Source organism: Enterobacter sp. PL_is379, from assembly GCF_055817355.1.
The window spans coordinates 15,495-39,716 of sequence record NZ_JBVPGT010000032.1 but is presented as its reverse complement, the minus strand read 5'-3'; the positions used below and the strand labels follow the sequence as shown (position 1 = coordinate 39,716).

24 protein-coding genes and 3 tRNA genes are annotated in these 24,222 nt (G+C 56.2%); 12 read left to right on the top strand and 15 right to left on the bottom strand.

Going from position 1 to position 24,222, the window contains the following annotated elements; all coding sequences use genetic code 11:
- Positions 1-3: 3 nt before the first annotated feature.
- From amiB to nnr, 3 genes are read right to left on the bottom strand one after another with little or no spacing between them, the layout of a single operon-like run.
- Positions 4-1,344: an N-acetylmuramoyl-L-alanine amidase AmiB gene (gene amiB / locus AC0TOY_RS19060; protein ID WP_473722371.1), complete on the bottom strand. Its 1,341-nt coding sequence runs from the start codon at positions 1,342-1,344 to the stop codon at positions 4-6.
- Positions 1,345-1,360: 16 nt separating this feature from the next.
- Positions 1,361-1,822: a tRNA (adenosine(37)-N6)-threonylcarbamoyltransferase complex ATPase subunit type 1 TsaE gene (tsaE, locus tag AC0TOY_RS19055; protein ID WP_013095283.1), complete on the bottom strand. Its 462-nt coding sequence runs from the start codon at positions 1,820-1,822 to the stop codon at positions 1,361-1,363.
- On the bottom strand, positions 1,815-3,338 hold the full coding sequence (nnr, locus tag AC0TOY_RS19050) for a bifunctional ADP-dependent NAD(P)H-hydrate dehydratase/NAD(P)H-hydrate epimerase (RefSeq protein ID WP_473722370.1): 1,524 nt from the start codon (positions 3,336-3,338) through the stop codon (positions 1,815-1,817). Before nnr ends, tsaE begins: the two co-directional genes overlap by 8 nt.
- On the opposite strand from nnr, the gene queG reads away from it, so the two are divergent.
- Positions 3,337-4,476: a tRNA epoxyqueuosine(34) reductase QueG gene (gene queG, locus AC0TOY_RS19045; protein WP_473722369.1), complete on the top strand. Its 1,140-nt coding sequence runs from the start codon at positions 3,337-3,339 to the stop codon at positions 4,474-4,476. The two genes, nnr and queG, sit on opposite strands and share 2 nt — an antisense overlap.
- A 270-nt stretch (positions 4,477-4,746) precedes the next feature.
- Here queG and AC0TOY_RS19040 read toward each other — a convergent pair.
- The 4 genes from AC0TOY_RS19040 to orn all read right to left on the bottom strand — a co-directional run bounded on the left by AC0TOY_RS19040 (position 4,747) and on the right by orn (position 5,788).
- A tRNA-Gly gene (locus tag AC0TOY_RS19040) sits at positions 4,747-4,822 on the bottom strand.
- Positions 4,823-4,858: 36 nt separating this feature from the next.
- A tRNA-Gly gene (locus tag AC0TOY_RS19035) sits at positions 4,859-4,934 on the bottom strand.
- 36 nt (positions 4,935-4,970) lie between these two features.
- Positions 4,971-5,046, bottom strand: a tRNA-Gly gene (locus AC0TOY_RS19030).
- Between the two features lie 196 nt (positions 5,047-5,242).
- Positions 5,243-5,788, bottom strand: coding sequence for an oligoribonuclease (gene orn / locus AC0TOY_RS19025; RefSeq protein ID WP_008502926.1), 546 nt, complete (start codon positions 5,786-5,788; stop codon positions 5,243-5,245).
- A gap of 107 nt (positions 5,789-5,895) precedes the next feature.
- Between orn and rsgA the strand changes: the two genes are divergently transcribed.
- The 3 genes from rsgA (at position 5,896) to mscM (ending at position 11,357) form a co-directional block, all read left to right on the top strand.
- A complete protein-coding gene (rsgA, locus tag AC0TOY_RS19020) occupies positions 5,896-6,948 on the top strand; it encodes a small ribosomal subunit biogenesis GTPase RsgA (protein ID WP_008502927.1) in 1,053 nt (350 codons plus the stop codon).
- A 97-nt stretch (positions 6,949-7,045) separates the two neighbouring features.
- A complete protein-coding gene (asd, locus tag AC0TOY_RS19015; protein WP_473722368.1) occupies positions 7,046-8,014 on the top strand; it encodes an archaetidylserine decarboxylase in 969 nt (322 codons plus the stop codon).
- Positions 8,015-8,033: 19 nt separating this feature from the next.
- On the top strand, positions 8,034-11,357 hold the full coding sequence (mscM, locus tag AC0TOY_RS19010; protein WP_061716099.1) for a miniconductance mechanosensitive channel MscM: 3,324 nt from the start codon (positions 8,034-8,036) through the stop codon (positions 11,355-11,357).
- A gap of 37 nt (positions 11,358-11,394) precedes the next feature.
- On the opposite strand, the gene yjeM is transcribed toward mscM, so the two are convergent.
- Together yjeM and epmA are read right to left on the bottom strand one after the other, a co-directional pair.
- A complete protein-coding gene (gene yjeM, locus AC0TOY_RS19005) occupies positions 11,395-12,894 on the bottom strand; it encodes a glutamate/gamma-aminobutyrate family transporter YjeM (RefSeq protein ID WP_473722367.1) in 1,500 nt (499 codons plus the stop codon).
- A 195-nt stretch (positions 12,895-13,089) separates the two neighbouring features.
- Entirely contained in the window at positions 13,090-14,067 is a 978-nt protein-coding gene (gene epmA / locus AC0TOY_RS19000; protein WP_023310126.1) for an elongation factor P--(R)-beta-lysine ligase, read from the bottom strand.
- Between the two features lie 310 nt (positions 14,068-14,377).
- On the opposite strand from epmA, the gene frdA reads away from it, so the two are divergent.
- The 4 genes from frdA to frdD are packed head-to-tail and all read left to right on the top strand — an operon-like array spanning position 14,378 to position 17,671.
- Entirely contained in the window at positions 14,378-16,168 is a 1,791-nt protein-coding gene (frdA, locus tag AC0TOY_RS18995) for a fumarate reductase (quinol) flavoprotein subunit (RefSeq protein ID WP_024907346.1), read from the top strand.
- The gene (locus AC0TOY_RS18990) at positions 16,161-16,895 is read left to right on the top strand and encodes a succinate dehydrogenase/fumarate reductase iron-sulfur subunit (RefSeq protein ID WP_023310124.1); all 735 of its coding nucleotides are present in this window, start codon (positions 16,161-16,163) and stop codon (positions 16,893-16,895) included. The genes frdA and AC0TOY_RS18990 overlap by 8 nt, the downstream gene beginning before the upstream one ends.
- A gap of 10 nt (positions 16,896-16,905) precedes the next feature.
- On the top strand, positions 16,906-17,301 hold the full coding sequence (frdC, locus tag AC0TOY_RS18985) for a fumarate reductase subunit FrdC (protein WP_024907347.1): 396 nt from the start codon (positions 16,906-16,908) through the stop codon (positions 17,299-17,301).
- 10 nt (positions 17,302-17,311) lie between these two features.
- Positions 17,312-17,671, top strand: a complete 360-nt coding sequence (gene frdD, locus AC0TOY_RS18980) for a fumarate reductase subunit FrdD (protein WP_013095272.1) — start codon at positions 17,312-17,314, stop codon at positions 17,669-17,671.
- Positions 17,672-17,700: 29 nt separating this feature from the next.
- On the opposite strand, the gene ampR is transcribed toward frdD, so the two are convergent.
- Entirely contained in the window at positions 17,701-18,576 is an 876-nt protein-coding gene (ampR, locus tag AC0TOY_RS18975) for a LysR family transcriptional regulator AmpR (protein ID WP_024907348.1), read from the bottom strand.
- A 132-nt stretch (positions 18,577-18,708) separates the two neighbouring features.
- Between ampR and blaACT the strand changes: the two genes are divergently transcribed.
- Both blaACT and AC0TOY_RS18965 read left to right on the top strand, forming a co-directional pair.
- Positions 18,709-19,854 carry an ACT family cephalosporin-hydrolyzing class C beta-lactamase gene (blaACT, locus tag AC0TOY_RS18970; RefSeq protein WP_048990209.1) on the top strand — a complete coding sequence of 382 codons (1,146 nt, stop codon included), beginning with the start codon at positions 18,709-18,711 and terminating at the stop codon, positions 19,852-19,854.
- Positions 19,855-19,975: 121 nt separating this feature from the next.
- The gene (locus tag AC0TOY_RS18965; RefSeq protein WP_024907350.1) at positions 19,976-20,506 is read left to right on the top strand and encodes a lipocalin family protein; all 531 of its coding nucleotides are present in this window, start codon (positions 19,976-19,978) and stop codon (positions 20,504-20,506) included.
- On the opposite strand, the gene sugE is transcribed toward AC0TOY_RS18965, so the two are convergent.
- On the bottom strand, positions 20,503-20,820 hold the full coding sequence (sugE, locus tag AC0TOY_RS18960) for a quaternary ammonium compound efflux SMR transporter SugE (protein WP_008502938.1): 318 nt from the start codon (positions 20,818-20,820) through the stop codon (positions 20,503-20,505). The two genes, AC0TOY_RS18965 and sugE, sit on opposite strands and share 4 nt — an antisense overlap.
- Positions 20,821-21,081: 261 nt before the next feature.
- Between sugE and AC0TOY_RS18955 the strand changes: the two genes are divergently transcribed.
- On the top strand, positions 21,082-21,681 hold the full coding sequence (locus AC0TOY_RS18955; RefSeq protein ID WP_024907351.1) for a helix-turn-helix transcriptional regulator: 600 nt from the start codon (positions 21,082-21,084) through the stop codon (positions 21,679-21,681).
- Positions 21,682-21,718: 37 nt separating this feature from the next.
- Here the strand turns inward: AC0TOY_RS18955 and ecnB are convergent, their stop codons facing one another.
- The 3 genes from ecnB to efp form a co-directional block, all read right to left on the bottom strand.
- Positions 21,719-21,865, bottom strand: coding sequence for a lipoprotein toxin entericidin B (ecnB, locus tag AC0TOY_RS18950; protein WP_003025482.1), 147 nt, complete (start codon positions 21,863-21,865; stop codon positions 21,719-21,721).
- A gap of 108 nt (positions 21,866-21,973) precedes the next feature.
- Positions 21,974-22,105, bottom strand: coding sequence for an entericidin A/B family lipoprotein (locus AC0TOY_RS18945; RefSeq protein WP_048990206.1), 132 nt, complete (start codon positions 22,103-22,105; stop codon positions 21,974-21,976).
- Between the two features lie 57 nt (positions 22,106-22,162).
- Positions 22,163-22,729, bottom strand: coding sequence for an elongation factor P (gene efp, locus AC0TOY_RS18940; RefSeq protein ID WP_010427766.1), 567 nt, complete (start codon positions 22,727-22,729; stop codon positions 22,163-22,165).
- A gap of 40 nt (positions 22,730-22,769) precedes the next feature.
- On the opposite strand from efp, the gene epmB reads away from it, so the two are divergent.
- A complete protein-coding gene (gene epmB / locus AC0TOY_RS18935) occupies positions 22,770-23,798 on the top strand; it encodes an EF-P beta-lysylation protein EpmB (RefSeq protein ID WP_049123429.1) in 1,029 nt (342 codons plus the stop codon).
- Between the two features lie 47 nt (positions 23,799-23,845).
- On the opposite strand, the gene AC0TOY_RS18930 is transcribed toward epmB, so the two are convergent.
- The gene (locus AC0TOY_RS18930) at positions 23,846-24,199 is read right to left on the bottom strand and encodes a DUF4156 domain-containing protein (RefSeq protein ID WP_024907354.1); all 354 of its coding nucleotides are present in this window, start codon (positions 24,197-24,199) and stop codon (positions 23,846-23,848) included.
- Positions 24,200-24,222: the final 23 nt, after the last annotated feature.

Sequence of the window (24,222 nt, the reverse complement as noted above, 5' to 3'; positions counted from 1 at the left end):
TCCTTAGTTGGTCGCGGTCATCTCACCCGGCAGCGCTGCGCTGGCCGTCTGGCCAGCACCACTCTGTGGCGCAGACTGCAGCGGATGGGCATCAAAGTATTTACGCAGACCGTTATAAATCGCTTCGGCAATTTGCTGCTGGTAGCTGTCGCTTCCCAGCAGACGCTCTTCACCGTTGTTACTGATAAAGCCCGTCTCTACGAGGATGGACGGGATATCCGGCGAGCGCAGAACGCCGAGGCTGGCATGTTCCGGACGACGCTTATGCAGCACGCCAACGCTTTGCAGCTGGTTCAATACGTTAGTGGCGACATCATACCCGACGCGCTGAGAATGACCGAACTGTAAATCCAGCACCGCCTGGCTGAGGTACGGATCGGACTGGCTGTTCGCCAGCACGTCGCCCGCGCCGCCTAACAGTTCAGACTGCTTCTCATGCTCTTCCAGCCAGTTGGCCATTTCGCTGTTGGCGCGACGGTTCGACAGCACCCAAACCGAGGCGCCGGTCGCGCTACGATTCGGTGCGGCATCCGCATGAATGGAGACCAGGAAATTCGCGTTTTGCTTACGCGCCACATCCGAGCGTCCCATGACGGAGATAAAGTAATCCCCATCGCGGGTCAACACGCCTTTAAACATAGGGTCGTCATTGAGTAGCGAACGCAGTTTACGCGCGATAGCGATCGTCACGTTTTTCTCTCGCGTACCGCCAGGGCCAATCGCCCCCGGATCTTCCCCGCCGTGACCCGCATCAATGGCGATAATCACTTTGTCACCGCTGGCCGTCGCGCGTCGCGCGCTGGCAGCCGGACGCGTCACCGTATTGCTGCTGGTTGCCGCAGTAATGCGATCGTTCTGCGATTTAAACGGATTACGCGCAGGTTCAGAAGGACGGGGCGTATACACCGGTTCTTCCACACGCTTCGCTACGACCGGCGGCGGTGGAGGCGGTGGCGGTGCGTCGGCATTGATGGTAAAGACCACCGTATAGTTCGCCCCGTTTTGCTGTTTCACCGCCTTCGTTATGCCCTTTTCGGTCAGATCGACCACCAGGCGTAACGACTGGCTATCCTGCGGTGTTCCCGAACGGATACTTTTCACCAGGTTGTTGCCGCTGAACCGCAGCGGCAGCCCCTGGATCACGCCTGTCTGTTTGATATCCAGCGCCACGCTGTGGCTGTCTGGCTGTGAAAACGCATATTCAGGATCGCCCATAAAGCTGAACGTGATCCGGGCCTGGTTTTCGCCGTTCGATACCTGAATATCTGAGAGGTTTGCCGCCCCGGCCTGCGCGCACAGCAGCACGGTGGCAGCCAACAACCAACCTTTAACGCGATTTATCATCCCGTCATCCCTACGCTTAACCGGCCAGTCGCGCCAGTAAGGAACTGCCTGATGAGGAAACAGCACTGATGCGTGCCTCACGCCCTTGTGCCTGGTAATCTAAGTGAATTTCGACATCCGGGTCAGGCAGCACACCCGCACCTTGTTGCGGCCACTCCACCAGGCAAATGGCGTCGTTGGCAAAATAATCACGGATCCCCATAAATTCCAGCTCCTCAGGATCCGCAAGGCGGTATAAATCGAAGTGGTACACCATGAGATTTTCAAGGGTGTACGGTTCTACCAGCGTGTAGGTTGGGCTTTTGACATTCCCGTTATGCCCTAACGCCTGCAAAAAACCCCGGCTAAAGGTGGTTTTACCCGCACCTAAATCACCATACAGATAAATGACGGTTGCCCCCTGACAGGCCTGCGCCACGCGCTTGCCGAGTTCTAAAGTGGCTTGTTCATCAGGTAAAGGAATCGCTCGATTAGTCATTTTCTACGTCAATCACATCCGGGTTAACAACACGCCGCAGCGTGCAAAAAAGATCGGTGGCCAGCATACCGCGTGTACCGTAACGCGCAGCCAGTTTATCCGCCGCAACGCCGTGAGCCACGCAGCCCGCGCAGGCTGCATCATAAAGGGGAAGTTTCTGTCCAAGCAATGCGCCGATGATGCCGGAAAGCACATCGCCCATACCGCCGCTCGCCATGCCCGCATTTCCGGCATCAATAATGCCCTGCGTCTCCTCACTGGCGACAACGGTTCCTGCCCCTTTCAAAACAGCAACACCTCCGTAACGTTTTACCAGACGCTGAGCAGAAAGTAAGCGATCGCTTTCAATTTCTGCCACGCTGCAGTTAAGCAGCCGCGCGGCTTCGCCGGGGTGTGGCGTCAGAATGCGATTGTGACGCTTATCCGGGTTTATTGCCAGAAGGTTAAGCGCGTCGGCATCCCACAGCATCGGTTTACGAAAATTCTCGACCTTTTGCAGGGCCTGTTTACCCCATGCCTGTTGCCCAAGCCCCGGGCCAATCACCACCACATCCGCCCATTCAAGGCTCTCTTCAAGCGACTGGGGCGTAAGCTCGTGCACCATCAGCTCCGGTCGGGCTGTAACGATCGGCGCAATATTCTCGATGCGAGTGAGTACTCGCACTAATCCGGCACCGCTGCGCAGAGCCGCTTCGCCGGTCATGCGAATCGCACCTGCCGTACCGTGGTCGCCGCCAATAATCACCAGCCGGCCGTGATCGCCCTTATGGGAGGTCGGCCGGCGCGGCGGGAGCCACGCAGCAAGCTGCGATGCATCAAAACGCGCGATGCGCATTTCCTGCCCGTCGAGCCAGCTCTCCAGCCCCAGCGCGCTGTGGTGCAGCACGCCGACGACATCCCGCGCTTTACCGGTCAGTAACCCCGGCTTGAGGGCGATGAAAGTCACCGTATGTGCAGCCTGAATCACCGCCCCCGGCGCCGCGCCGGTTTGTGCAATCAGGCCAGAGGGAATATCCAGGGCGACTACCGGCGCGGAATGTCTGTTAGCGTGTTCAATAAGTACGGCAATGTTCTCACGAGGCACGCTGCGCAGCCCCGTGCCTAGCAGCCCGTCAACAATCAGATCCACCTCTTCCGGCCAGACGATATCAGGCGCATGGATCACACCGCCTGCGTTAAGCCACGCCTCCCGGGCCGCGCCGGCCTCTTCCGGCAGCGGTTTATCACTTTCGAGAGCCAGCAAGGTCACGCGGATACCTGCCGCAACCGCCAAACGGGCGACGACGTAGCCATCGCCGCCGTTATTGCCGTGACCGCACAGAATCAACCAGTGGGCGGCCTGCGGGTACGCGCTGCGGGCAACGTTAAACGCCGCCTCACCCGCGCGCAGCATCAGTTCATACAGGGTAATCCCGAGGCTGTCTGCGGCCTCTTTTTCGGCGCGCCGGAGGTCATCCGCATGCCAGATGGAATGTGGTATACTTGCGGGGTTTTTCTTCACCGTATGGTCCGTCATGTCACAGCCCCTCGATCTCAATGAATTAGCGCAAAAAATAAAACAGTGGGGTGCTGAGCTTGGCTTCCAGAAGGTGGGCATTACCGATACCGACCTTTCTGCCAGCGAGCCGAAACTGCAGGCCTGGCTGGACAAACAATACCACGGCGAAATGGAGTGGATGGCGCGTCATGGCATGATGCGCGCCCGTCCACACGAGCTTTTGCCGGGCACATTACGCGTCATCAGCGTGCGCATGAATTATCTGCCCGCCAACGCGGCCTTTGCGCGCACGCTAAAAGACCCCTCGCTGGGTTACGTTAGCCGGTACGCCCTGGGACGTGATTACCATAAGCTTCTGCGTAACCGTTTAAAAAAACTCGGGGAAACTATTCAGCAGCACTGTGTTTCGCTGAATTTTAGACCCTTTGTCGATTCCGCGCCTATTCTTGAGCGTCCGATCGCCGAAAAAGCCGGGCTTGGCTGGACAGGTAAGCACTCACTTATCCTTAGCCGCGACGCCGGATCGTTCTTCTTTCTGGGTGAACTGCTGATTGATTTACCGCTGCCGGTAGACGGCCCGGTAGAGGAAGACTGTGGCCGCTGCGTGGCCTGTATGACCATCTGCCCCACCGGCGCCATCGTTGAGCCTTACACCGTTGATGCCCGTCGCTGTATCTCCTACCTCACTATCGAACTGGAAGGGGCCATTCCAGAGGAGTTCCGACCGCTTATCGGCAACCGCATCTACGGCTGCGACGATTGCCAGCTCATCTGCCCGTGGAACCGCTATTCGCAGCTTACGGACGAAGAGGATTTCAGCCCGCGTAAGGCGCTCCATGCGCCGCCGCTCATCGAGCTGTTCGCCTGGACCGAGGCCTGGTTCCTGAAGGTGACGGAAGGTTCGGCCATTCGCCGTATCGGGCATCTGCGCTGGCTGCGAAATGTGGCCGTCGCGCTGGGTAATGCCCCGTGGGATGAAGCGAACGTGCAGGCGCTTGAAAGCCGTAGAGGTGAGCACCCACTTCTTGATGAGCACATAGAATGGGCGATTGTGCAGCAAATTGAGAAACGTAATGCCTGCGTGGTTGAGGTGCAGCTCCCGAAGAAACAGCGTCTGGTGAGGGTGATTGAAAAAGGGCTTCCGCGGGATGCCTGAACTATTCACAGCCTGTGAATAAAATTACAAACTCAAGCGCCATCTGGGCTGGAGAAGAGATCAAGTGATCTCAATAACATTTTGAAATCAAATTTTATACTTTAAATACAGTGCGTTACGACGACATTATTCACCCTGCTAAGTTTTAACCCTGTTTCGGTTAAGCGCAGTTTCTGTGGATAACTCTGTTCACAAGAGTATTTCAGAGACAACAGAAAACGTCCCCAGCGATGCTTTTCGCTGTGGATATTTTAGAGATGAAGAAGAATTTGGAGCGGGAAACGAGACTCGAACTCGCGACCCCGACCTTGGCAAGGTCGTGCTCTACCAACTGAGCTATTCCCGCTTGGGTGGTCCGTGCTGTGGAAGCACTTTCAAATTTTGGAGCGGGAAACGAGACTCGAACTCGCGACCCCGACCTTGGCAAGGTCGTGCTCTACCAACTGAGCTATTCCCGCTTGGGCAGTCTGTGCTGTGGAAGCACTTTCAAATTTTGGAGCGGGAAACGAGACTCGAACTCGCGACCCCGACCTTGGCAAGGTCGTGCTCTACCAACTGAGCTATTCCCGCAAATCTGCACTGCTTTTGTTGCTGTCGTAACGTGTAATTCTCTGTCGTTACGGGAGGCGCATTATACGAGAAATCCTTTTAGCTGCAACCCCCCTTAAAGCGATTTTTTCGAAATTAAGTTCAAATGCTTATTTAATCGGCAAGCTGAACAATTTAACGACAAAAACCCGGCCACGCAAGGCGCCGGATCGCAAAATCACAGCTTAATAAAGTTTTCGCGGTAGTAGGAAAGCTCCGCCACGGACTCTCGGATATCGTCCATCGCCTGGTGCGTCCCCTGCTTTTTAAAGCCGTCGAGGATTTCAGGCTTCCAGCGACGCGCCAGCTCTTTCAACGTGCTGACGTCCAGATAGCGGTAGTGGAAGTAAGACTCCAGCTCCGGCATGTACTTAAACAGGAAACGACGATCCTGGCCGATGCTATTCCCACAGATTGGCGATTTGCCTGCCGGAACCCACTGTTTCAGGAACTCAAGCGTAGCCAGCTCCGCCTCTCGGTCACCCATGGTGCTCGCCTTCACCCGCTCCACCAGACCGCTGCCGGTGTGGGTACGCACGTTCCACTCATCCATCAATGCCAGCTGGTCATCGGACTGATGCACCGCTATCGTTGGCCCTTCCGCCAGGATATTCAGGTTGGCGTCCGTCACCAGGGTTGCAATTTCAATAATGCGATCGCGCTCGGGATCCAGCCCGGTCATTTCGAGATCGATCCAAATCAGGTTGTTTTCATCCGCGCTCATGTTATTTTCCACCCTTCTCGCATAACCGGCAGTAGCAGGTTAACTAGTATTAATTAGAGTGTATCATAGAGGTTTTGCCCCCTACGGGCGACCAGGAGCCAGTGCGATTGAGTAAAAATAAACTCTCCAAAGGGCAGCAGCGCCGCGTGAATGCCAATCACCAGCGCCGTCTTAAAACCACTGCGGAGAAGGTCGATTATGACGACAACCTGTTTGGCGACCCAACGGAAGGCGTAGTCATCAGCCGTTTCGGTATGCACGCTGACGTGGAATCCGCCGATGGTGCGATTCACCGCTGCAACATCCGCCGGACCATTCGTTCTCTGGTGACCGGCGACCGCGTCGTCTGGCGGCCGGGTAAAGAGGCGGCGGAAGGCGTGACGGTAAAAGGCATCGTTGAAGCGGTCCATGAGCGCACGTCCGTATTAACCCGTCCCGATTTCTACGACGGGGTCAAACCGATTGCCGCCAACATTAACCAGATTGTTATCGTATCGGCGATTTTGCCCGAACTGTCGCTCAATATTATCGACCGATATCTCGTCGCCTGCGAAACGCTGCAGGTTGAACCGATTATCGTGCTGAACAAAATCGATCTGCTGGACGACGACGGCATGGCCTTCGTCAATGAGCAGATGGATATCTATCGCAAAATTGGCTACCGCGTCCTGATGGTCTCCAGCTACACCAAAGATGGCCTGAAACCGCTGGAAGAGGCGCTTACCGATCGCATCAGCATCTTTGCGGGCCAGTCCGGCGTGGGCAAATCGAGCCTGCTGAACAACCTGCTTGGCCTCCAGCAGGAAATCCTCACCAACGACGTGTCTGATGTCTCGGGCCTGGGCCAGCACACCACCACCGCGTCACGCCTGTATCACTTCCCGCACGGGGGCGATGTCATCGACTCCCCGGGCGTGCGAGAGTTCGGTTTATGGCACCTGGAGCCGGAACAAATCTTTAACGGATTTGTCGAATTCCATGATTATTTAGGCGCTTGCAAGTACCGCGACTGTAAACACGATAACGACCCAGGCTGCGCTATCCGTGAAGCGGTTGAGAAAGGCGAGATCGCGGAGACCCGCTTCGAGAATTACCACCGTATTCTTGAGAGCATGGATCAGGTAAAAACGCGTAAAAACTTTTCTGATTCTGATAACTGACAACTAAGCTAAGCATCGCTAAAATCGTCCCCTTTTTTCAGGTTCCGGCGGCTTAACGCCGGATCAGGAACGACAAAACAATGGCCTGGAGGCTACCTTGTTAAACGCATTTAAACTTTCGCTTCAATACATTCTGCCAAAACTGTGGCTCACTCGCCTGGCGGGCTGGGGCGCAAGCAAACGCGCGGGCTGGCTGACCAAACTGGTCATCGACCTTTTCGTAAAATATTACAAGGTCGATATGAAAGAGGCACAGAAGCCGGACACCGCCAGCTACCGCACCTTCAACGAATTCTTCGTGCGCCCGCTGCGTGACGACGTGCGCCCGCTGAACACAGACCCTAACGTCCTGGTGATGCCGGCAGACGGCGTGATCAGCCAGTTGGGTAACATCGAAGACGACAACATTCTGCAGGCGAAGGGCCATAACTACAGCCTGGAAGCGCTGCTGGCGGGTAACTACCTGATGGCGGATCTGTTCCGCAACGGTACCTTTGCCACCACCTATCTGTCACCGCGCGACTACCACCGCGTGCACATGCCGTGTAACGGCATCCTGCGCGAGATGATTTACGTCCCGGGCGATCTGTTCTCCGTGAACCACCTGACCGCGCAGAACGTGCCGAACCTGTTTGCCCGTAACGAGCGCGTCATCTGCCTGTTTGATACTGAATTTGGCCCTATGGCACAGATTCTGGTGGGTGCAACCATCGTAGGTAGCATTGAAACCGTCTGGGCAGGCACCATCACCCCACCGCGCGAAGGCGTGATCAAACGCTGGACCTGGCCTGCCGGTGAAGCGGAAGGCTCTGTGGCCCTGCTGAAAGGTCAGGAAATGGGTCGCTTCAAGCTGGGCTCCACCGTGATCAACCTGTTTGCGCCAGGCAAAGTGAAGCTGGCTGAACAACTCGAAAGCCTGTCGGTCACCAAACTGGGCCAGCCGCTGGCGGTCTCGACAGAAACCTTCGTGACGCCAGAGGCAGAACCTGCTCCGCTGTCACAGGAAGAGATCCAGGCCGAGCACGACGCCAGCCCGCTGGTTGACGACAAAAAAGACGAAGGCTAACAACAGAAGGATCGCTGACGTGCGCCCGATTATCGTTCTACTGATGGCCTGGTGCCTCAGCATGGGGGCGTACGCAGCGACAGCCCCCGACGCCAAACAGATAACCCAGGAACTGGAGCAGGCAAAAGCGGCCAAACCCGCTCAGCCAGAGACCGTCGAGTCGCTCCAGGCTGCCCTGAACGCGCTTGAGGAGCGGAAAGGCTCGCTTGAGCGCGCTCAGCAGTATCAGCAGGTTATCGACAACTTCCCCAAACTCTCCCAGACGCTGCGCGCGCAGCTCAATAATCTGCGTGACGAACCGCGCGATGTGCCGGCAGGCATGACCTCCGACGCGCTGAACCAGGAGATCCTGCAGGTCAGCAGCCAGCTTCTGGAAAAGAGCCGCCTTGCTCAGCAGGAGCAGGAGCGAGCGCGTGAAATTGCCGACTCCCTCAGCCAGCTTCCGCAGCAGCAAACCGACGCCCGTCGCCAGCTTAATGAAGTTGAGCGCCGCGTGGGTACGCAAAACGGCAACACGCCACAGGCGCAGGCCCAAAATCTGGGCCTGCAGGCAGAATCGGCTCGCCTGAAGGCCCTTGTCGATGAGCTGGAGCTGGCGCAGCTTTCCGCCAATAACCGCCAGGAGCTGTCGCGAATGCGCTCTGAACTCGCTCAGAAGCAGAGCGAGCAGCTGGACGCTTACCTTCAGGCTCTGCGCAATCAGCTCAACAGTCAGCGCCAGCGTGAAGCGGAGCGTGCGCTGGAAAGTACCGAGCTGCTGGCGGAAAACAGCGATAACCTGCCTTCCGGCATCGTCCAGCAGTTTAAGGTCAACCGTGAGCTTTCTGCCGCGCTGAATCAGCAGGCGCAGCGTATGGATCTGGTTGCCTCGCAGCAGCGTCAGGCGACCAATCAAACCTTGCAGGTTCGTCAGGCGTTAAACACCCTGCGCGAGCAGTCCCAGTGGCTCGGGTCATCAAACCTGCTGGGCGAAGCGCTGCGCGCCCAGGTCGCGCGCCTGCCGGAAATGCCTAAGCCGCAGCAGCTGGATACCGAGATGGCCCAGCTACGCGTTCAGCGCCTGCACTTTGAAGATCTCCTCAATAAGCAGCCGCAAATCCGCCAGATCCGTCAGGCTGATGGACAGCCGCTGACCAGCGAGCAAAACCGTATTTTGGAAGCCCAGCTGCGTACCCAGCGTGAACTGCTGAACTCTCTGCTGCAGGGCGGGGATACGCTGATTCTGGAGCTGACCAAGCTGAAGGTTTCTAACAGCCAGCTGGAAGATGCGCTGAAAGAGGTGAACGAGGCGACGCACCGTTATCTCTTCTGGACGTCCGACGTGCGTCCGATGACCTTCTCGTGGCCGATTGAGATTGTCCAGGACCTGCGCCGCCTGATTTCGCTGGATACCTTCAGCCAGTTGGGACAGGCCAGCGTGATGATGTTCACCAGCAAAGAGACCATTTTCCCGCTGCTGGGGGCGTTGATTCTGGTGGGCTTCAGCATTTACTCGCGCAGACATTTCACCCGTTTCCTGGAGCGTTCCAGCTCCAGGGTCGGGAAAGTTACCCAGGATCACTTCTGGCTGACGTTGCGCACCGTATTCTGGTCGATTCTTGTCGCCTCTCCGCTGCCGGTGTTGTGGATGACCCTGGGCTATGGCCTGCGGGAAGCCTGGCCCTATCCGCTCGCAGTAGCGATTGGTGATGGCGTCACCGCCACGGTGCCGCTGCTGTGGGTGGTGATGATATGCGCCACCTTCGCGCGCCCCAATGGCCTGTTCATCACCCACTTTGGCTGGCCGCGTAATCGCGTTGCGCGCGCCATGCGTTACTACCTGATGAGCATCGGGCTGATTGTGCCGCTGATTATGGCGCTGATCATGTTCGATAATCTCAACGACCGGGAATTCTCAGGCTCGCTGGGCCGCCTCTGCTTTATGCTGATATGCGGGGCGCTAGCCATCGTCACGCTCAGCCTGAAACGCGCGGGTATTCCGCTCTATCTGGATAAATCCGGCAGCGGCGACAACATGTTCAACCGGCTTCTCTGGAACCTGCTGCTTAGCGCGCCGCTGTTTGCAATGCTGGCAGCCGCGGTGGGCTATCTGGCAACCGCGCAGGCGCTTCTGGCGAGGCTGGAAACCTCGGTGGCCATCTGGTTCCTGCTTCTGGTGGTGTACCACGTGATCCGCCGCTGGATGCTGATCCAGCGCCGCCGTCTGGCGTTTGACCGTGCCAAGCACCGCCGGGCGGAGATCCTCGCCCAGCGCGCGCGAGGTGAGGAAGAACCAAACCACGTCAACAGTACGGAAGGCACAACGGAAGCGGACGAGGTCGAACTGGATCTGGATGCCATTAGCACCCAGTCCCTGCGCCTGGTTCGTTCCATCCTGATGCTGATTGCCCTCCTCTCGGTCATCTTCCTGTGGTCGGAGATCCACTCCGCGTTTGGCTTCCTGGAGAACATCTCTCTCTGGGACGTGACCTCCACGGTGCAGGGTGTTGAAAGCCTGGAGCCGATTACCCTGGGGGCGGTGCTGATTGCCATTCTGGTGCTGATCATCACCACCCAGCTGGTGCGCAACTTCCCGGCGCTGCTGGAGCTGGCGCTGCTGCAGCATCTGGATTTAACGCCGGGTACGGGCTATGCGATCACGACCATTACCAAGTATCTGATCATGCTGTTTGGTGGACTGGTTGGCTTCTCGATGATCGGTATTGAGTGGTCGAAGCTCCAGTGGCTGGTGGCAGCGCTCGGTGTAGGGTTAGGTTTTGGTTTACAGGAGATCTTCGCCAACTTCATCTCCGGTCTGATCATTCTGTTCGAAAAACCGATCCGTATTGGCGATACCGTCACGATCCGCGATCTGACCGGCAGCATCACGAAGATCAATACCCGTGCAACGACGATCAGCGACTGGGATCGGAAAGAGATCATCGTGCCAAACAAGGCGTTTATCACCGAGCAGTTCATCAACTGGTCGCTGTCAGACTCCGTTACCCGTGTGGTGCTGACGGTACCGGCGCCGTCGGACGCTAACAGCGAAGAGGTCACCCAGATCCTCTACACCGCCGCTGAGCGCTGCTCGCTGGTGATCGACAACCCGGCGCCGGAAGTCTTCCTTGTGGATTTACAGCAGGGGATCCAGATTTTCGAGCTGCGTATCTACGCCGCCGAAATGGGACACCGTATGCCGCTGCGCCATGAGATCCACCAGCTGATTCTGGCGGGCTTCCGCGAGCACGGTATTGATATGCCGTTCCCACCTTTCCAGATGCGTCTGGAAAGCCTGGACGGACGTAAAACAGGAAGAACGCTGACGTCAGCGGCGCGTACGCGCCCGGCGGGCAGTCTGTAACGCGTCTCCCCTCCCTTTCGGGAGGGGACTATTCCCGCTACGCCACTTCTGCGACGTATGCCATCGCGCGTCGACGGTAATTCTCATAAATCCCCATCGCCAGCAGCGAGAAGAAGATAGGGCCGCCCACCATCCACAGCGCGCTGTTCCAGTCGTTCGCCTCAATTACCGGCTGGATAATGGTGAAGATGTTCGCAAACGCCACCACCAGCACCACCACCGTGGTGGCCAGCAGCGTAGCCGCGCGGGTTTTAAAAATCACAAACGGACGTTCAAGATCCTGCTTCGCCTTAAAGAACGGGAACGCCAGGGTCAGGAACAGGTACGGTAGCGTCATCGACACGTTCGCCATCAGGGTCAGCTTGTTGTAAAACGCAGACGCCGTATCGCCGCCAAATGACACCAGCAGAATGAACACGCACACCAGCACACACTGCATCCACATGGCGTTGGCAGGCATGCCTGCGGTGTTCAGCTGGGTCATACTCGCAGGCCACAGCGCTTTTGGCGTACCCTGAATAATCGCTTTCAGCGGCGAATAGATCAGCGTGAAGAATGCGCCGGTATAGGCCAGGAACATCGACAGGCCGGTAATACGCGCGAACCAGACCCCCATTACCGATGCCGCCTCGGGACTCAGGTTCATCGCCTGCCCCAGCGTCATCCCCAGGCTTTTCATCAGCACATAGGTGATGTTGCCAAGGTTAGTGGTGTTGTTGCTCAGCACCTGCTGCCAGTTGGTGCTGACGCCCCAGAGAAAAATCGCCAGCGAATAGCCGATGGAAATCACGATGGCGGCAAAAATAATGCCTTTCGCAAAGTTCTTTTCCGGGTTTTCCGTCTTATCGACCAGGCCGCCTACGGCTTCAATACCACCGTAAGCGAAGATGGCAAACACCACGAAAGAGAGCATGGCGAGCCCGGACTGGTAGCCCGGATTCGGCGAGGAGGCAAAGTTAACCTCCTGTGCAAAATGACCACCGTTCAGGCACAGGATAGCGATGCTCACCAGAAGCAGCACCAGGTTCAATCCCATCACCGAGATCCCGCCCACGGCGGTGATCCGGGCGATTTTATTGATACCTTTAGACGCCACCAGCGTCACGACAACCATCCAGCATACCGCCAGAATCCCGACGACCTGCGTGGAGCTCAGCCCGGCCAAAGACCAGACCTGCGTTTTATCGGCACCGAAAAGAAACGTTGAGAACGGCACCCAGACTTTGGCCGCCGTACTCACCATCCAGACGACGTAGGATGAAAACCACATAAACGTGCCGATAAACGCATAGCGCGGCCCGACGCTGTTATTCATCCATGAGTAGATCCCGCCCTCTTCTTTCCGGTAAGCCGAGCCCATCTCCGCCATCATCAGCGCAAACGGGATAAAGAAGAACAGAGCAGAAACGATATAAAACGGCGTCGCGCTGTAGCCCATCAGATAGAACGCTGACGGGCTGTTGGCAAAGCCAAAGACTGAGGTAAATATCATCAGGATGAGCCCGATGAGGGTCATCTTTTTGAGTGACTGGGACATAGAACCATCCAAAGAGGAATTAAACTGCGCGGATGGTAGCAGAAGACCAGACAGATATTGTGGCTATACGGGGCAAATTAAGAAAAAGACCCGTGTATAGGGAATGTGGCAGTTTTTAATGTTGTCGTGCTGAAGTGGAAAGGTTAATTGACAGGAATAGTAGGCCGGGTAAGCGCAGCGCCACCCGGCATTTTATTAGGCGCGATCGACCGTAAAGGCAATCACATCGCCAAGCTGCTCTGCGCCCAGGGCCAGCATGACCAGACGGTCAACACCCAGCGCCACGCCGGAGCAATCCGGCAGACCTGCTTTCAATGCTTCAAGCAGATTAACATCAATAGGCTGCTGCGGCAGACCGCGCGCGGCGCGCTTGCGGTTATCCTGCTCGAAGCGCTGCGCCTGCTCGCGAGCGTCGGTCAGTTCATGGAAGCCGTTCGCCAGCTCGATGCCTTTGTAATAGACCTCAAAACGCTCTGCGACACGATGATCTTCGGTACTGATCTGCGCCAGTGAGGCCTGGCTTGCCGGGAAGTGATAAACAAACGTCGGACGATCTTTGCCAATCTGCGGTTCCACGCCGAAGGTGAACAGCAGCTGCAGCAGCGTGTCGCGATCCTCTTCGGTATCCGCCACGTTGCTCAGATCCAGTTTTGCCGCCACTTCGCGCAGCTGGGTTTTGTCCGCCGACAGCGGATCGATTTCCAGATGGCGCTGGAAAGCCTGCTGATAGGAAAGGGTTTCGGCTTCCGAGCAGTCCAGGACCTGCTGCAGCAGATCGTCCACCTCATTCATCAGGCGGTACATATCATAATGCGGGCGGTACCACTCCAGCATGGTGAATTCCGGGTTGTGGTGACGACCCATCTCTTCATTACGGAAACTGCGGCACAACTGATAGACCGGACCACACCCCGCTGCCAGCAGGCGTTTCATGTGGTATTCCGGGCTGGTCATCAGATACAAATTCATTCCCTGAGAGTGGCCGGGGCCAACAAAACGGGTTTCAAACGGGACCAGATGAATATCCGTTACCGTTGCCTGACTCATGCACGGGGTTTCCACCTCCAGGACGCCGCGGTCGGCAAAGAAACGGCGGATTTCCGCCATAATTGCAGCGCGTTTTAACAGATTAGGGATGGATGCGCTCGGCTGCCAGGTGGCCGTTTCGCTCATGAGTTGTTCTCCGATTTCAGACAAGGGCACGAAGTCTACTCGTTAGCCGGGGCAGAGACAAATTTTGTGCAGTAAAAAAGCGCATTTCATTTAGGTGAACAATTGCGTGACGTATTTCATCAATCTTCATGATAAATCGCCTGACAGAACAGCAAAAAAATCGAACACGTCAAATTTCCCTGACATCTACACGGTTATACTGTTTTACCCATAAAGGAGCAGTGGAAACGCTTTCGCAATCGTCCTTTTGGACGGGTGAACTACCTTTAGTTTGTCGCGTTGCGAAATAACAAAAATCTGGAGGAATGTCGTGCAAACTTTTCAAGCCGATCTTGCCGTAATAGGCGCTGGCGGGGCTGGATTACGTGCTGCGATTGCTGCAGCACAAGCTAATCCCAACGCTAAAATCGCATTGATTTCAAAAGTCTATCCAATGCGTAGTCACACAGTGGCAGCAGAAGGAGGGTCCGCCGCCGTTGCGCAGGATCATGACAGCTTTGAATACCATTTCCACGACACGGTTGCAGGGGGCGACTGGCTTTGCGAACAGGATGTCGTTGACTACTTTGTGCACCATTGTCCAACGGAGATGACCCAGCTTGAACAGTGGGGATGTCCATGGAGCCGCCGTCCGGACGGCAGCGTCAACGTTCGCCGCTTCGGCGGCATGAAGATCGAACGCACCTGGTTCGCCGCCGATAAGACCGGCTTCCACATGCTGCACACCCTGTTCCAGACCTCCCTTCAGTTCCCACAAATCCAGCGCTTCGATGAACATTTCGTCCTCGACATTCTGGTGGATGATGGACAGGCGCGCGGCCTGGTGGCGATGAACATGATGGAAGGCACGCTCGTCCAGATCCGCGCCAACGCGGTAGTAATGGCAACGGGCGGTGCGGGTCGCGTTTATCGTTATAACACCAACGGCGGCATCGTTACCGGCGACGGTATGGGCATGGCGCTCAGCCACGGCGTGCCGCTGCGCGATATGGAATTCGTGCAGTATCACCCAACCGGCCTGCCGGGCTCCGGCATTCTGATGACGGAAGGCTGCCGCGGTGAAGGCGGTATTCTGGTCAATAAAAACGGCTATCGCTATCTGCAGGATTACGGCATGGGCCCGGAAACCCCGCTCGGCGAGCCGAAGAACAAATACATGGAGCTCGGCCCGCGTGACAAAGTCTCTCAGGCTTTCTGGCACGAGTGGCGCAAAGGCAACACCATCTCCACGCCGCGCGGCGATGTGGTCTATCTCGACCTGCGTCATCTGGGCGAGAAGAAACTGCTGGAACGTCTGCCGTTCATCTGCGAGCTGGCGAAAGCCTACGTTGGCGTGGATCCGGTTAAAGAGCCGATCCCGGTGCGTCCAACCGCGCACTACACCATGGGCGGTATCGAAACCGATCAGCAGTGCGAAACCCGCATTAAAGGGCTGTTCGCCGTCGGCGAATGTTCTTCCGTTGGCCTGCACGGCGCTAACCGTCTCGGGTCTAACTCGCTGGCAGAGCTGGTTGTCTTTGGCCGCATGGCGGGCGAGCGCGCAATGGAGCGTGCGGCAACCGCAGGTGAAGCCAACGGTGCCGCGCTGGATGCGCAGGTCGCAGACGTTGAAAAACGCCTGAAAGATCTGGTGAACCAGGAGGGTAACGAGAACTGGTCTAAGATCCGCGACGAGATGGGCCTGTCGATGGAAGAAGGCTGCGGTATCTACCGTACCCCTGAGCTGATGCAAAAAACCGTCGACAAGCTGGCGGAACTGCAGGAGCGCTTCAAGCGCGTGCGCATCACCGACACCTCCAGCGTATTCAACACCGACCTGCTCTACACCATCGAGCTGGGCCACGGTCTGAACGTCGCGGAATGTATGGCGCACTCTGCGCTGGCGCGTAAAGAGTCGCGTGGTGCCCACCAGCGTCTGGACGAAGGCTGTACCGAACGTGACGACGTCAATTTCCTGAAACACACGCTCGCCTGGCGCGATGCGGACGGCACCACACGTCTGGACTACAGCGACGTGAAAATCACCACGCTGCCGCCGGCAAAACGCGTGTACGGTGCAGAAGCAGAAGCCGCCGAGAAGAAGGAGAAGGCGAATGGCTGAGATGCAAAAAATGAAAGTTGAAGTGGTGCGCTACAATCCGGAAGTGGACGCCGCACCGCACAGCGCTTTCTATGAAGTGCCTTATGACGAGCAAACCTCCCTGCTGGACGCGCTCGGCTATATCAAAGACAACCTGGCGCCAGACCTGAGCTACCGCTGGTCCTGCCGCATGGCGATCTGCGGCTCCTGCGGCATGATGGTCAACAAGGTGCCGAAGCTGGCCTGTAAGACCTTCCTGCGCGAGTACACCAAAGGCATTAAGGTCGAAGCGCTGGGCAACTTCCCGATTGAACGCGATCTGGTGGTCGATATGACCCACTTTATCGAAAGCCTGGAAGCCATTAAGCCGTATATCATTGGTAACCCACGCACGCCGGATCAGGGGCCAAACACCCAGACCCCGGCGCAGATGGCGAAATACCATCAGTTCTCCGGCTGCATCAACTGCGGTCTTTGCTACGCCGCCTGTCCACAGTTTGGCCTGAACAAGGAGTTCATCGGCCCGGCCGCCATTACCCTGGCGCACCGCTATAACGAGGACAGCCGCGACCACGGTAAAAAAGAACGTATGGCGCAGCTTAACAGCCAGAACGGCGTCTGGAGCTGTACCTTTGTGGGCTACTGCTCCGAAGTCTGTCCGAAGCACGTCGACCCGGCCGCCGCTATTCAGCAGGGTAAAGTGGAAAGCTCGAAAGACTTTCTTATCGCTACCCTGAAACCACGCTAAGGAGTGCATGATGACGACTAAACGCAAAGCCTATGTGCGGCCAATGCCGTCCACCTGGTGGAAAAACCTGCCGTTTTATCGCTTCTATATGCTGCGTGAAGGCACGGCGGTACCGGCGGTCTGGTTCAGCCTTGAGCTGATGTACGGCGTTTTTGCCCTCAAGCACGGTCCGGAAACCTGGGCCAACTTTGTCGGTTTTCTGCAAAACCCGATCATCGTTGTGCTGAACCTGATCGTGCTCGCGGCCGCGCTGCTTCATACCAAAACGTGGTTTGAACTGGCGCCAAAAGCGGCGAACATCATCGTTAAAGACGAAAAAATGGGGCCAGAACCGGTGATTAAAGGGCTCTGGGCGGTGACGATTCTGGTCACTGTGGTCATTCTGTTTGTCGCACTGTTCTGGTAAGGAGACACCTGTGATCAATCCAAATCCAAAACGTTCTGACGAGCCGGTCTTCTGGGGCCTGTTTGGCGCAGGCGGCATGTGGAGCGCCATCATCGCCCCCGTCATCATCCTGCTGGTCGGCATTATGCTGCCGCTGGGGCTGTTCCCGGGCGATGCGCTGAGCTACGAGCGCGTACTGGCGTTCGCGGGCAGCTTTATCGGTCGCGTGTTCATCTTCCTGATGATCGTCCTGCCGCTGTGGTGTGGTCTGCACCGTATTCACCATGCGATGCATGACCTGAAAATCCATGTCCCGAGCGGTAAATGGGTGTTCTACGGTCTGGCGACCATCCTGACCGTGGTGACGCTGATTGCCGTGGTCACCATCTGACGCTTCTGGCCCGCCATCCGGCGGGCCTTTTATTTCTGCATCTTTCCCACCAGCCACTGGGCAAACTCGCGCATTGCGGGCGTTTCTGTCCGTGACTGTAGTCTTGTCAGCCAGTAGCTGCCGAGGTCAATCTGCGTTGCAAACGGCTGCACGATGCGCTCGCTGCTGAGTAAATGGGTAAACATGTCGACAGGCGCAATGGCAATCCCGACGCCTGCCTGAGCCGCTTCCAGCATGGTCACGGACGAGTCAAACACCATCACCCGGTGCGTCGGCGAGGGAGGATGTTCACCCGCTGCCTGCATCCACGCAGCCCACTCGTCGCGTCGGTAGGAGCGAAGCAGGGTAAACTTCAGGATATCTGCCGGGCTTTTCAGGCAAGAGGCAATATCGGGTGTACAGAGCGCAGACAGCGGCGCGGCGCAAAGAAATTCAGCATCGGTTCCATGCCACGCGCCGCCACCGTAGCGAATGGTGTAATCAAGCCCTTCAGCCGCCGGATCGACGCGATTGTTATGGGTGGAAAGCTGAAGATCAATATGCGGATAGCAGCGGCGAAAGTCCGCGAGCTCTGAGAATAAAACACCCGTGGCAAAGGTCCCTACCACACCTATTTTGAGCTTCTCCTGAGCACGCTGGCTGGCAAAGCGATCCAACATTCCGGCGATACGATCGAACGAGTCATTCAGCACCGGCAGCAAATTCTCGCCTTCGGTGGTCAACATCAGCCCGCGCGAAACGCGGACAAACAGCTGGCAATTAAGGTGCTGCTCCAGCGCCTTTACGTGCTGGCTAATCGCGGAATGGGTGACGTTCAGCTCGATAGCGGCATGCGTAAAACTGAGGTGCCTGGCAGCAGCTTCAAACGCCCGCAGGGAATTAAGAGGAAGATAGCTGCGCGTCATAGTCTCGTCCGTTAGAAAAATTAACAGCTAATGCTAAATTTAACCGTTTGTCAGCCATAGTCAAATCCAACAGACTACAGCGGTCTGACGGGCCCGGACACTCCCTTGAACCGCTATTACGGAAGATAACTGATGATGAAAAAATCCCTAAGCTGTGCCCTGCTGCTCAGCACCGCCTGCTCGGTATTGGCTGCACCGATGTCAGAAAAACAGCTGGCTGAGGTGGTGGAACGTACCGTTACGCCGTTGATGAAAGCGCAGGCCATCCCGGGTATGGCGGTGGCGGTGATTTATCAGGGTCAGCCGCACTACTTTACCTTCGGTAAAGCCGATGTTGCGGCAAACAAACCTGTCACCCCACAAACCTTGTTCGAACTGGGCTCTATAAGTAAAACCTTCACCGGCGTACTGGGTGGCGATGCCATTGCTCGCGGTGAAATATCGCTCGGCGATCCGGTGACAAAGTACTGGCCTGAGCTGACGGGCAAGCAGTGGCAGGGGATTCGCATGCTGGATCTGGCAACCTATACCGCAGGCGGTCTGCCGTTGCAGGTGCCGGATGAGGTCACGGATACCGCCTCCCTGCTGCGCTTTTATCAAAACTGGCAGCCGAAGTGGAAGCCGGGCACCACGCGTCTTTATGCCAATACCAGCATTGGTCTTTTTGGCGCGCTGGCGGTCAAACCTTCCGGCATGAGCTATGAGCAGGCCATAACGGCGCGGGTCTTTAAGCCGCTCAAGCTGGACCATACGTGGATTAACGTTCCGAAAGCGGAAGAGGCGCATTACGCCTGGGGATACCGTGACGGTAAAGCGGTCCACGTTTCGCCAGGCATGCTCGACGCGGAAGCCTATGGCGTAAAAACTAACGTGAAGGATATGGCGAGCTGGGTGATGGTGAACATGGAGCCTGACTCCCTTCAGGATACTTCACTCAGGCAAGGCATTGCCCTGGCGCAGTCTCGCTACTGGCGCGTGGGGGCCATGTATCAGGGGTTAGGCTGGGAAATGCTTAACTGGCCGGTCGATGCCAAAACCGTAGTTGAAGGTAGCGACAATAAGGTGGCGCTGGCACCGTTGCCTGCGAGAGAAGTAAATCCTCCGGCACCGCCGGTTAAGGCCTCCTGGGTTCATAAAACAGGCTCTACCGGCGGATTTGGCAGCTACGTGGCCTTTATACCTGAAAAGCAGCTCGGCATTGTGATGCTGGCAAATAAAAGCTATCCGAACCCTGCACGCGTTGATGCGGCATACCGCATCCTCGACGCGCTGCAGTAAAACATTGCCGGGTGGCGGCTTCGCCTTACCCGGCCTACAAAATCCACGGTGTGACGCCGTACAAAAACCACATTTTCCTTGCCGTCATCTACACTTAACAAAAAACAGTAAGGAAACTCCTATGCGCATTTTGCCTGTTATCGCCGCGGTGACAGCCGCGTTTTTAGTGGTTGCCTGCAGTTCCCCTACCCCACCGCCTGGCGTTACCGTCGTCACGCCTTTTGATGCACAACGCTTCCTTGGAACATGGTATGAAATCGCGCGCCTCGACCACCGGTTTGAGCAGGGCTTAGAGAAGGTCACTGCGAATTACAGCCCGATGGATGATGGCGGTATTCAGGTGATCAACCGGGGCTATAACCCCGACCGGGAGATGTGGCAACAGTCGATTGGGAAAGCGTACTTCACGGGCGACCCGCGGCGGGCCGCGCTTAAAGTCTCGTTCTTTGGCCCGTTTTATGGCGGCTATAACGTGATCGCGCTCGACAGAGAGTACCGTCACGCGCTGGTCTGCGGGCCGGATCGCGACTATCTATGGATACTTTCCCGCACGCCAACACTTTCACCAGAAATGAAGCAGCAGATGCTGGACGTCGCGACCCGGCAAGGGTTTGATGTGTCAAAACTTATCTGGGTGAAACAACCCCATTAATGGGTGCTGAGCTTCAGCCCAACGATCCCGGCCACAATCAAGGCGAGGCTGGCGATACGCGCCAGACTCGCTGACTCTCCCAGCAGCAAAATGCCGGTGATAGCGGCACCCACCGCGCCAATACCCGTCCAGACGGCATAAGCCGTTCCCACAGGCAGAGAGCGCATCGCCCAGGATAACAGAACGATACTGACTATCATGGCGGTAACGGTAATGACGCTGGGCGTCAGGCGGGTAAATCCGTGGGTGTACTTGAGACCAATCGCCCATACCACTTCGAGCAGGCCAGCAATAAAAAGAATGATCCAGGACATGTCAGGCTCCTTAACTTAATACAAGTTGGGGCCGTCCCCGGTGAAAGAAACGCTTACGGGTCGTCCCGTAAGGCAGAGATTACGCCACCTATTGTGGTTAGCGTGCTATTTTTTTTCAATCATTTTTTGCTGAACACGTTAAGGCAAGAAATAGCCGCAGTATGGCGCGGAGTTCCGGCTTTTAGCACTCATCCGACTTCTCTATGATGATGTGCTTTCTGATGGCAGGAAGCCAAACCACTAGCCGACTGCGAATAAAATATGTTCAAAATTCTTTTGATTGACCGTTGTCACTTCACCCGCACGGGGTTTGAAGCATGGCTCAATCATTCCGGTTTGTTCCCGGGACACTACGTTGTGACCGGGCTGAATAATCTGTTTCTTGCCAGAGAACACATTCTGCAATGGAAACCTACGTTGGTTATTGCTGACCTGTACGGCTTCAGGCAGGACATTCACCATTTTCAGCAGCTCTCGTCCCTGCTTAACGCCAGTGAACGCTTACCGTTTATTTTGCTGCAATCGGGAGAGGACAGCGGCATGACAGACTGGCTCGGACAGTTCCCGGTGTGGTCGTCGTTGTTGAAAAACGCCAGTCTCGAAGAAGTGGCAACGGTCATCAACGACGCATTGATCTCACGCTCATGCGCAGAAAGGCCAGCGGCGGCTGCCCCCTTGCTGACCCGGCAGGAAGAGAAAGTGCTGACATTGTGGATGGACGGCGCGAGCAATCAAAAAATTGCCGCTCACCTGAGTATCAATGGAAAAACGGTCTATACCTATAAACGCAATATCCGCATGAAATTGCATATGGATACGCGTTTTTCTCCGTTTTTATCCCTGCAGGAATCGGAAAGCTGACGGTACGAAACCCGGCTGGTCCCGTACCGTTTATTCATTACTGCTGAGCTTTTGTTGCTGCACCAGAGATTGCGCTACCACCTTCAGAAATATCCTGACCGACGCCACGCGTGGTATTACAGGCCGTTAACACTGAAGAAAGTACCAGGACTGAAAAGATCGCTGCAATTGTCTTCTTAACCATAATATCTTCCTTTTATAGCCAAAGTTGTTTTGTGTATAGCAACTTAAGAATAGACAAGATCCCGCCGGTTGACGGAAAAGGACGCATTTTTAGGAAAAATAGACGAACTTAGCTGGCGGCGTGAGAAATGATATGACCGAGATCCTGGATGTCTTGTCCCATTCCACGCGTGGTGTTACAGCCGGAAAGCAATGCGCAGGAAAGCGCTAACAGAAGCAGAATTTTAACGGTACGTTTCATCATCCCTGCCTGCAAGAATCAGGCGCAGCGGGCGCTGCGCCTTCAATCATACGTAAATTACTTCACGCGGGACACGTATTCGCCGGAGCGGGTATCCACTTTGATCACTTCGCCAGTCTGTACGAACAGTGGCACTTTAACCACGGCGCCGGTAGACAGTTTGGCTGGTTTACCGCCGGTACCTGCGGTATCACCTTTCAGACCTGGATCGGTTTCAACGATTTCCAGTTCTACGAAGTTTGGTGGGGTCACAGCGATAGGCTGACCGTTCCACAGGGTCACGATGCACTCAGCCTGATCCAGCAGCCATTTAGCGCTGTCACCTACCGCTTTCTCATCAGCAGACAGCTGTTCGAAAGTGGAGTTGTTCATGAAATGATAGAACTCACCGTCGTTGTACAGATAGGTCAGGTTCATATCAACAACATCAGCGCCTTCAGCGGAGTCAGTAGACTTGAAGGTTTTCTCAACACGGGTACCGGTCAGCAGACGGCGCAGCTTAACGCGTGCGAATGCCTGGCCTTTACCTGGTTTAACGAATTCGCTGGCTTCAACCGCGTACGGTTCGCCGTCCATCATGATTTTAAGACCAGCACGAAAATCGTTGCTATAGTACGTTGCCATAAGGCCCTCTAAATTTGTTAACTGGTAGCTAAGCCACAAAATGGCGCATATTGTAACCCTAAACACCCCGTCCAGAGAAGATTGGTTATCGCAACTTGCCGATGTAATCACCAGTCCTGATGAATTGCTGCGTCTTTTAGACCTCGATCAGCACCCAGAGTTGCTTGCAGGCCGCGAGGCAAAGCGCCTATTCGCCCTGCGCGTTCCCCGCGCGTTTGTGGCGCGGATGGAGAAAGGCAATCCCGACGATCCGCTATTAAAACAAACGCTTACTTCGCAGGATGAGTTTGTCACCGCGCCGGGTTATAGCACCGATCCGCTGGAAGAGCAGAACAGCGTGGTGCCCGGTTTACTGCACAAATATCTCAACCGCGCCCTGCTGCTGGTAAAAGGCGGCTGTGCGGTAAATTGTCGTTATTGCTTCCGTCGGCACTTCCCTTATGCCGAAAACCAGGGCAATAAACGCAACTGGCAGGTCGCGCTGGACTATATCGCCGCCCATCCGGAGCTGGATGAGATTATTTTTTCCGGCGGCGACCCGCTGATGGCAAAAGATCATGAGCTGGACTGGCTGCTGACTCAGCTTGAAGCCATCCCGCACATTAAGCGCCTGCGCATTCACAGCCGTTTACCGATTGTTATTCCGGCACGTATCACGGACGGCCTGGTGTCACGCCTGGAGCAGTCCCGATTGCAGGTGCTGCTGGTGAACCATATTAACCACGCGAACGAAATTGACGATGCGTTTCGCGCGGCGATGGCGCGACTGCGTAAAGCGGGCGTGACGCTGCTGAACCAGAGCGTGCTGCTGCGCGGCGTCAATGACAGCGCCCGCGTGCTGGCCGATCTGAGCAATGCCCTGTTTGATGCGGGCGTGATGCCCTATTACCTGCACGTGCTGGATCGCGTTCAGGGCGCGGCCCATTTCATGGTGACGGACGAAGAAGCCCGGCAGATTATGCGCGAACTGTTAACGCTGGTTTCAGGCTATATGGTGCCGAAGCTGGCACGCGAGATTGGCGGAGAGCCGAGCAAGACGCCGCTGGATTTGCAGCTGCGGCAGCACTAGTTTCCCCTCACCCTAACCCTCTCCCACAGGGAGAGGGAAAAAGGCAATCAGTTCGGGCACTTGTAGACCTGGCCGCTCATCTGGCTGGCGGTCGGCACGAAGCTGGACAGCATACTCTGCGTTGGGCTGCTCACGCCGTAAATCACGTTGCCACCCATTGCCGCAGCCTGGTTACGCAGGGCATTCGCCGCACCGCGCATAGAGCCACCTTCTTCGCCATGCTGACCAGACATCCAGTTGCTTTGCTCACCGGTTGCCGTACCTAACAGCTGGCATTCACTGCCAGGCTTATCTTCCACAAAGCGAACGCCCTGGCCCGCTGCCGACAGCTCATTGCTGGAGCTACAACCCGCCAGCAGCAATGCTGCCCCTACAATCCCTGCACAGACTTTTACGCGCATGTTATTCCTCGTTTTCAATAAGC

Bases quoted from the DNA above. Each gene is read 5' to 3' on its own strand.
- amiB (WP_473722371.1), bottom strand. From the start codon at position 1,344: ATGATAAATCGCGTTAAAGGTTGGTTGTTGGCTGCCACCGTGCTGCTG.
- tsaE (WP_013095283.1), bottom strand. From the start codon at position 1,822: ATGACTAATCGAGCGATTCCTTTACCTGATGAACAAGCCACTTTAGAA.
- queG (WP_473722369.1), top strand. From the start codon at position 3,337: ATGTCACAGCCCCTCGATCTCAATGAATTAGCGCAAAAAATAAAACAG.
- nnr (WP_473722370.1), bottom strand. From the start codon at position 3,338: ATGACGGACCATACGGTGAAGAAAAACCCCGCAAGTATACCACATTCC.
- orn (WP_008502926.1), bottom strand. From the start codon at position 5,788: ATGAGCGCGGATGAAAACAACCTGATTTGGATCGATCTCGAAATGACC.
- yjeM (WP_473722367.1), bottom strand. From the start codon at position 12,894: ATGTCCCAGTCACTCAAAAAGATGACCCTCATCGGGCTCATCCTGATG.
- epmA (WP_023310126.1), bottom strand. From the start codon at position 14,067: ATGAGCGAAACGGCCACCTGGCAGCCGAGCGCATCCATCCCTAATCTG.
- AC0TOY_RS18990 (WP_023310124.1), top strand. From the start codon at position 16,161: ATGGCTGAGATGCAAAAAATGAAAGTTGAAGTGGTGCGCTACAATCCG.
- frdC (WP_024907347.1), top strand. From the start codon at position 16,906: ATGACGACTAAACGCAAAGCCTATGTGCGGCCAATGCCGTCCACCTGG.
- ampR (WP_024907348.1), bottom strand. From the start codon at position 18,576: ATGACGCGCAGCTATCTTCCTCTTAATTCCCTGCGGGCGTTTGAAGCT.
- blaACT (WP_048990209.1), top strand. From the start codon at position 18,709: ATGATGAAAAAATCCCTAAGCTGTGCCCTGCTGCTCAGCACCGCCTGC.
- AC0TOY_RS18965 (WP_024907350.1), top strand. From the start codon at position 19,976: ATGCGCATTTTGCCTGTTATCGCCGCGGTGACAGCCGCGTTTTTAGTG.
- sugE (WP_008502938.1), bottom strand. From the start codon at position 20,820: ATGTCCTGGATCATTCTTTTTATTGCTGGCCTGCTCGAAGTGGTATGG.
- AC0TOY_RS18955 (WP_024907351.1), top strand. From the start codon at position 21,082: ATGTTCAAAATTCTTTTGATTGACCGTTGTCACTTCACCCGCACGGGG.
- ecnB (WP_003025482.1), bottom strand. From the start codon at position 21,865: ATGGTTAAGAAGACAATTGCAGCGATCTTTTCAGTCCTGGTACTTTCT.
- AC0TOY_RS18945 (WP_048990206.1), bottom strand. From the start codon at position 22,105: ATGAAACGTACCGTTAAAATTCTGCTTCTGTTAGCGCTTTCCTGCGCA.
- efp (WP_010427766.1), bottom strand. From the start codon at position 22,729: ATGGCAACGTACTATAGCAACGATTTTCGTGCTGGTCTTAAAATCATG.
- epmB (WP_049123429.1), top strand. From the start codon at position 22,770: ATGGCGCATATTGTAACCCTAAACACCCCGTCCAGAGAAGATTGGTTA.
- AC0TOY_RS18930 (WP_024907354.1), bottom strand. From the start codon at position 24,199: ATGCGCGTAAAAGTCTGTGCAGGGATTGTAGGGGCAGCATTGCTGCTG.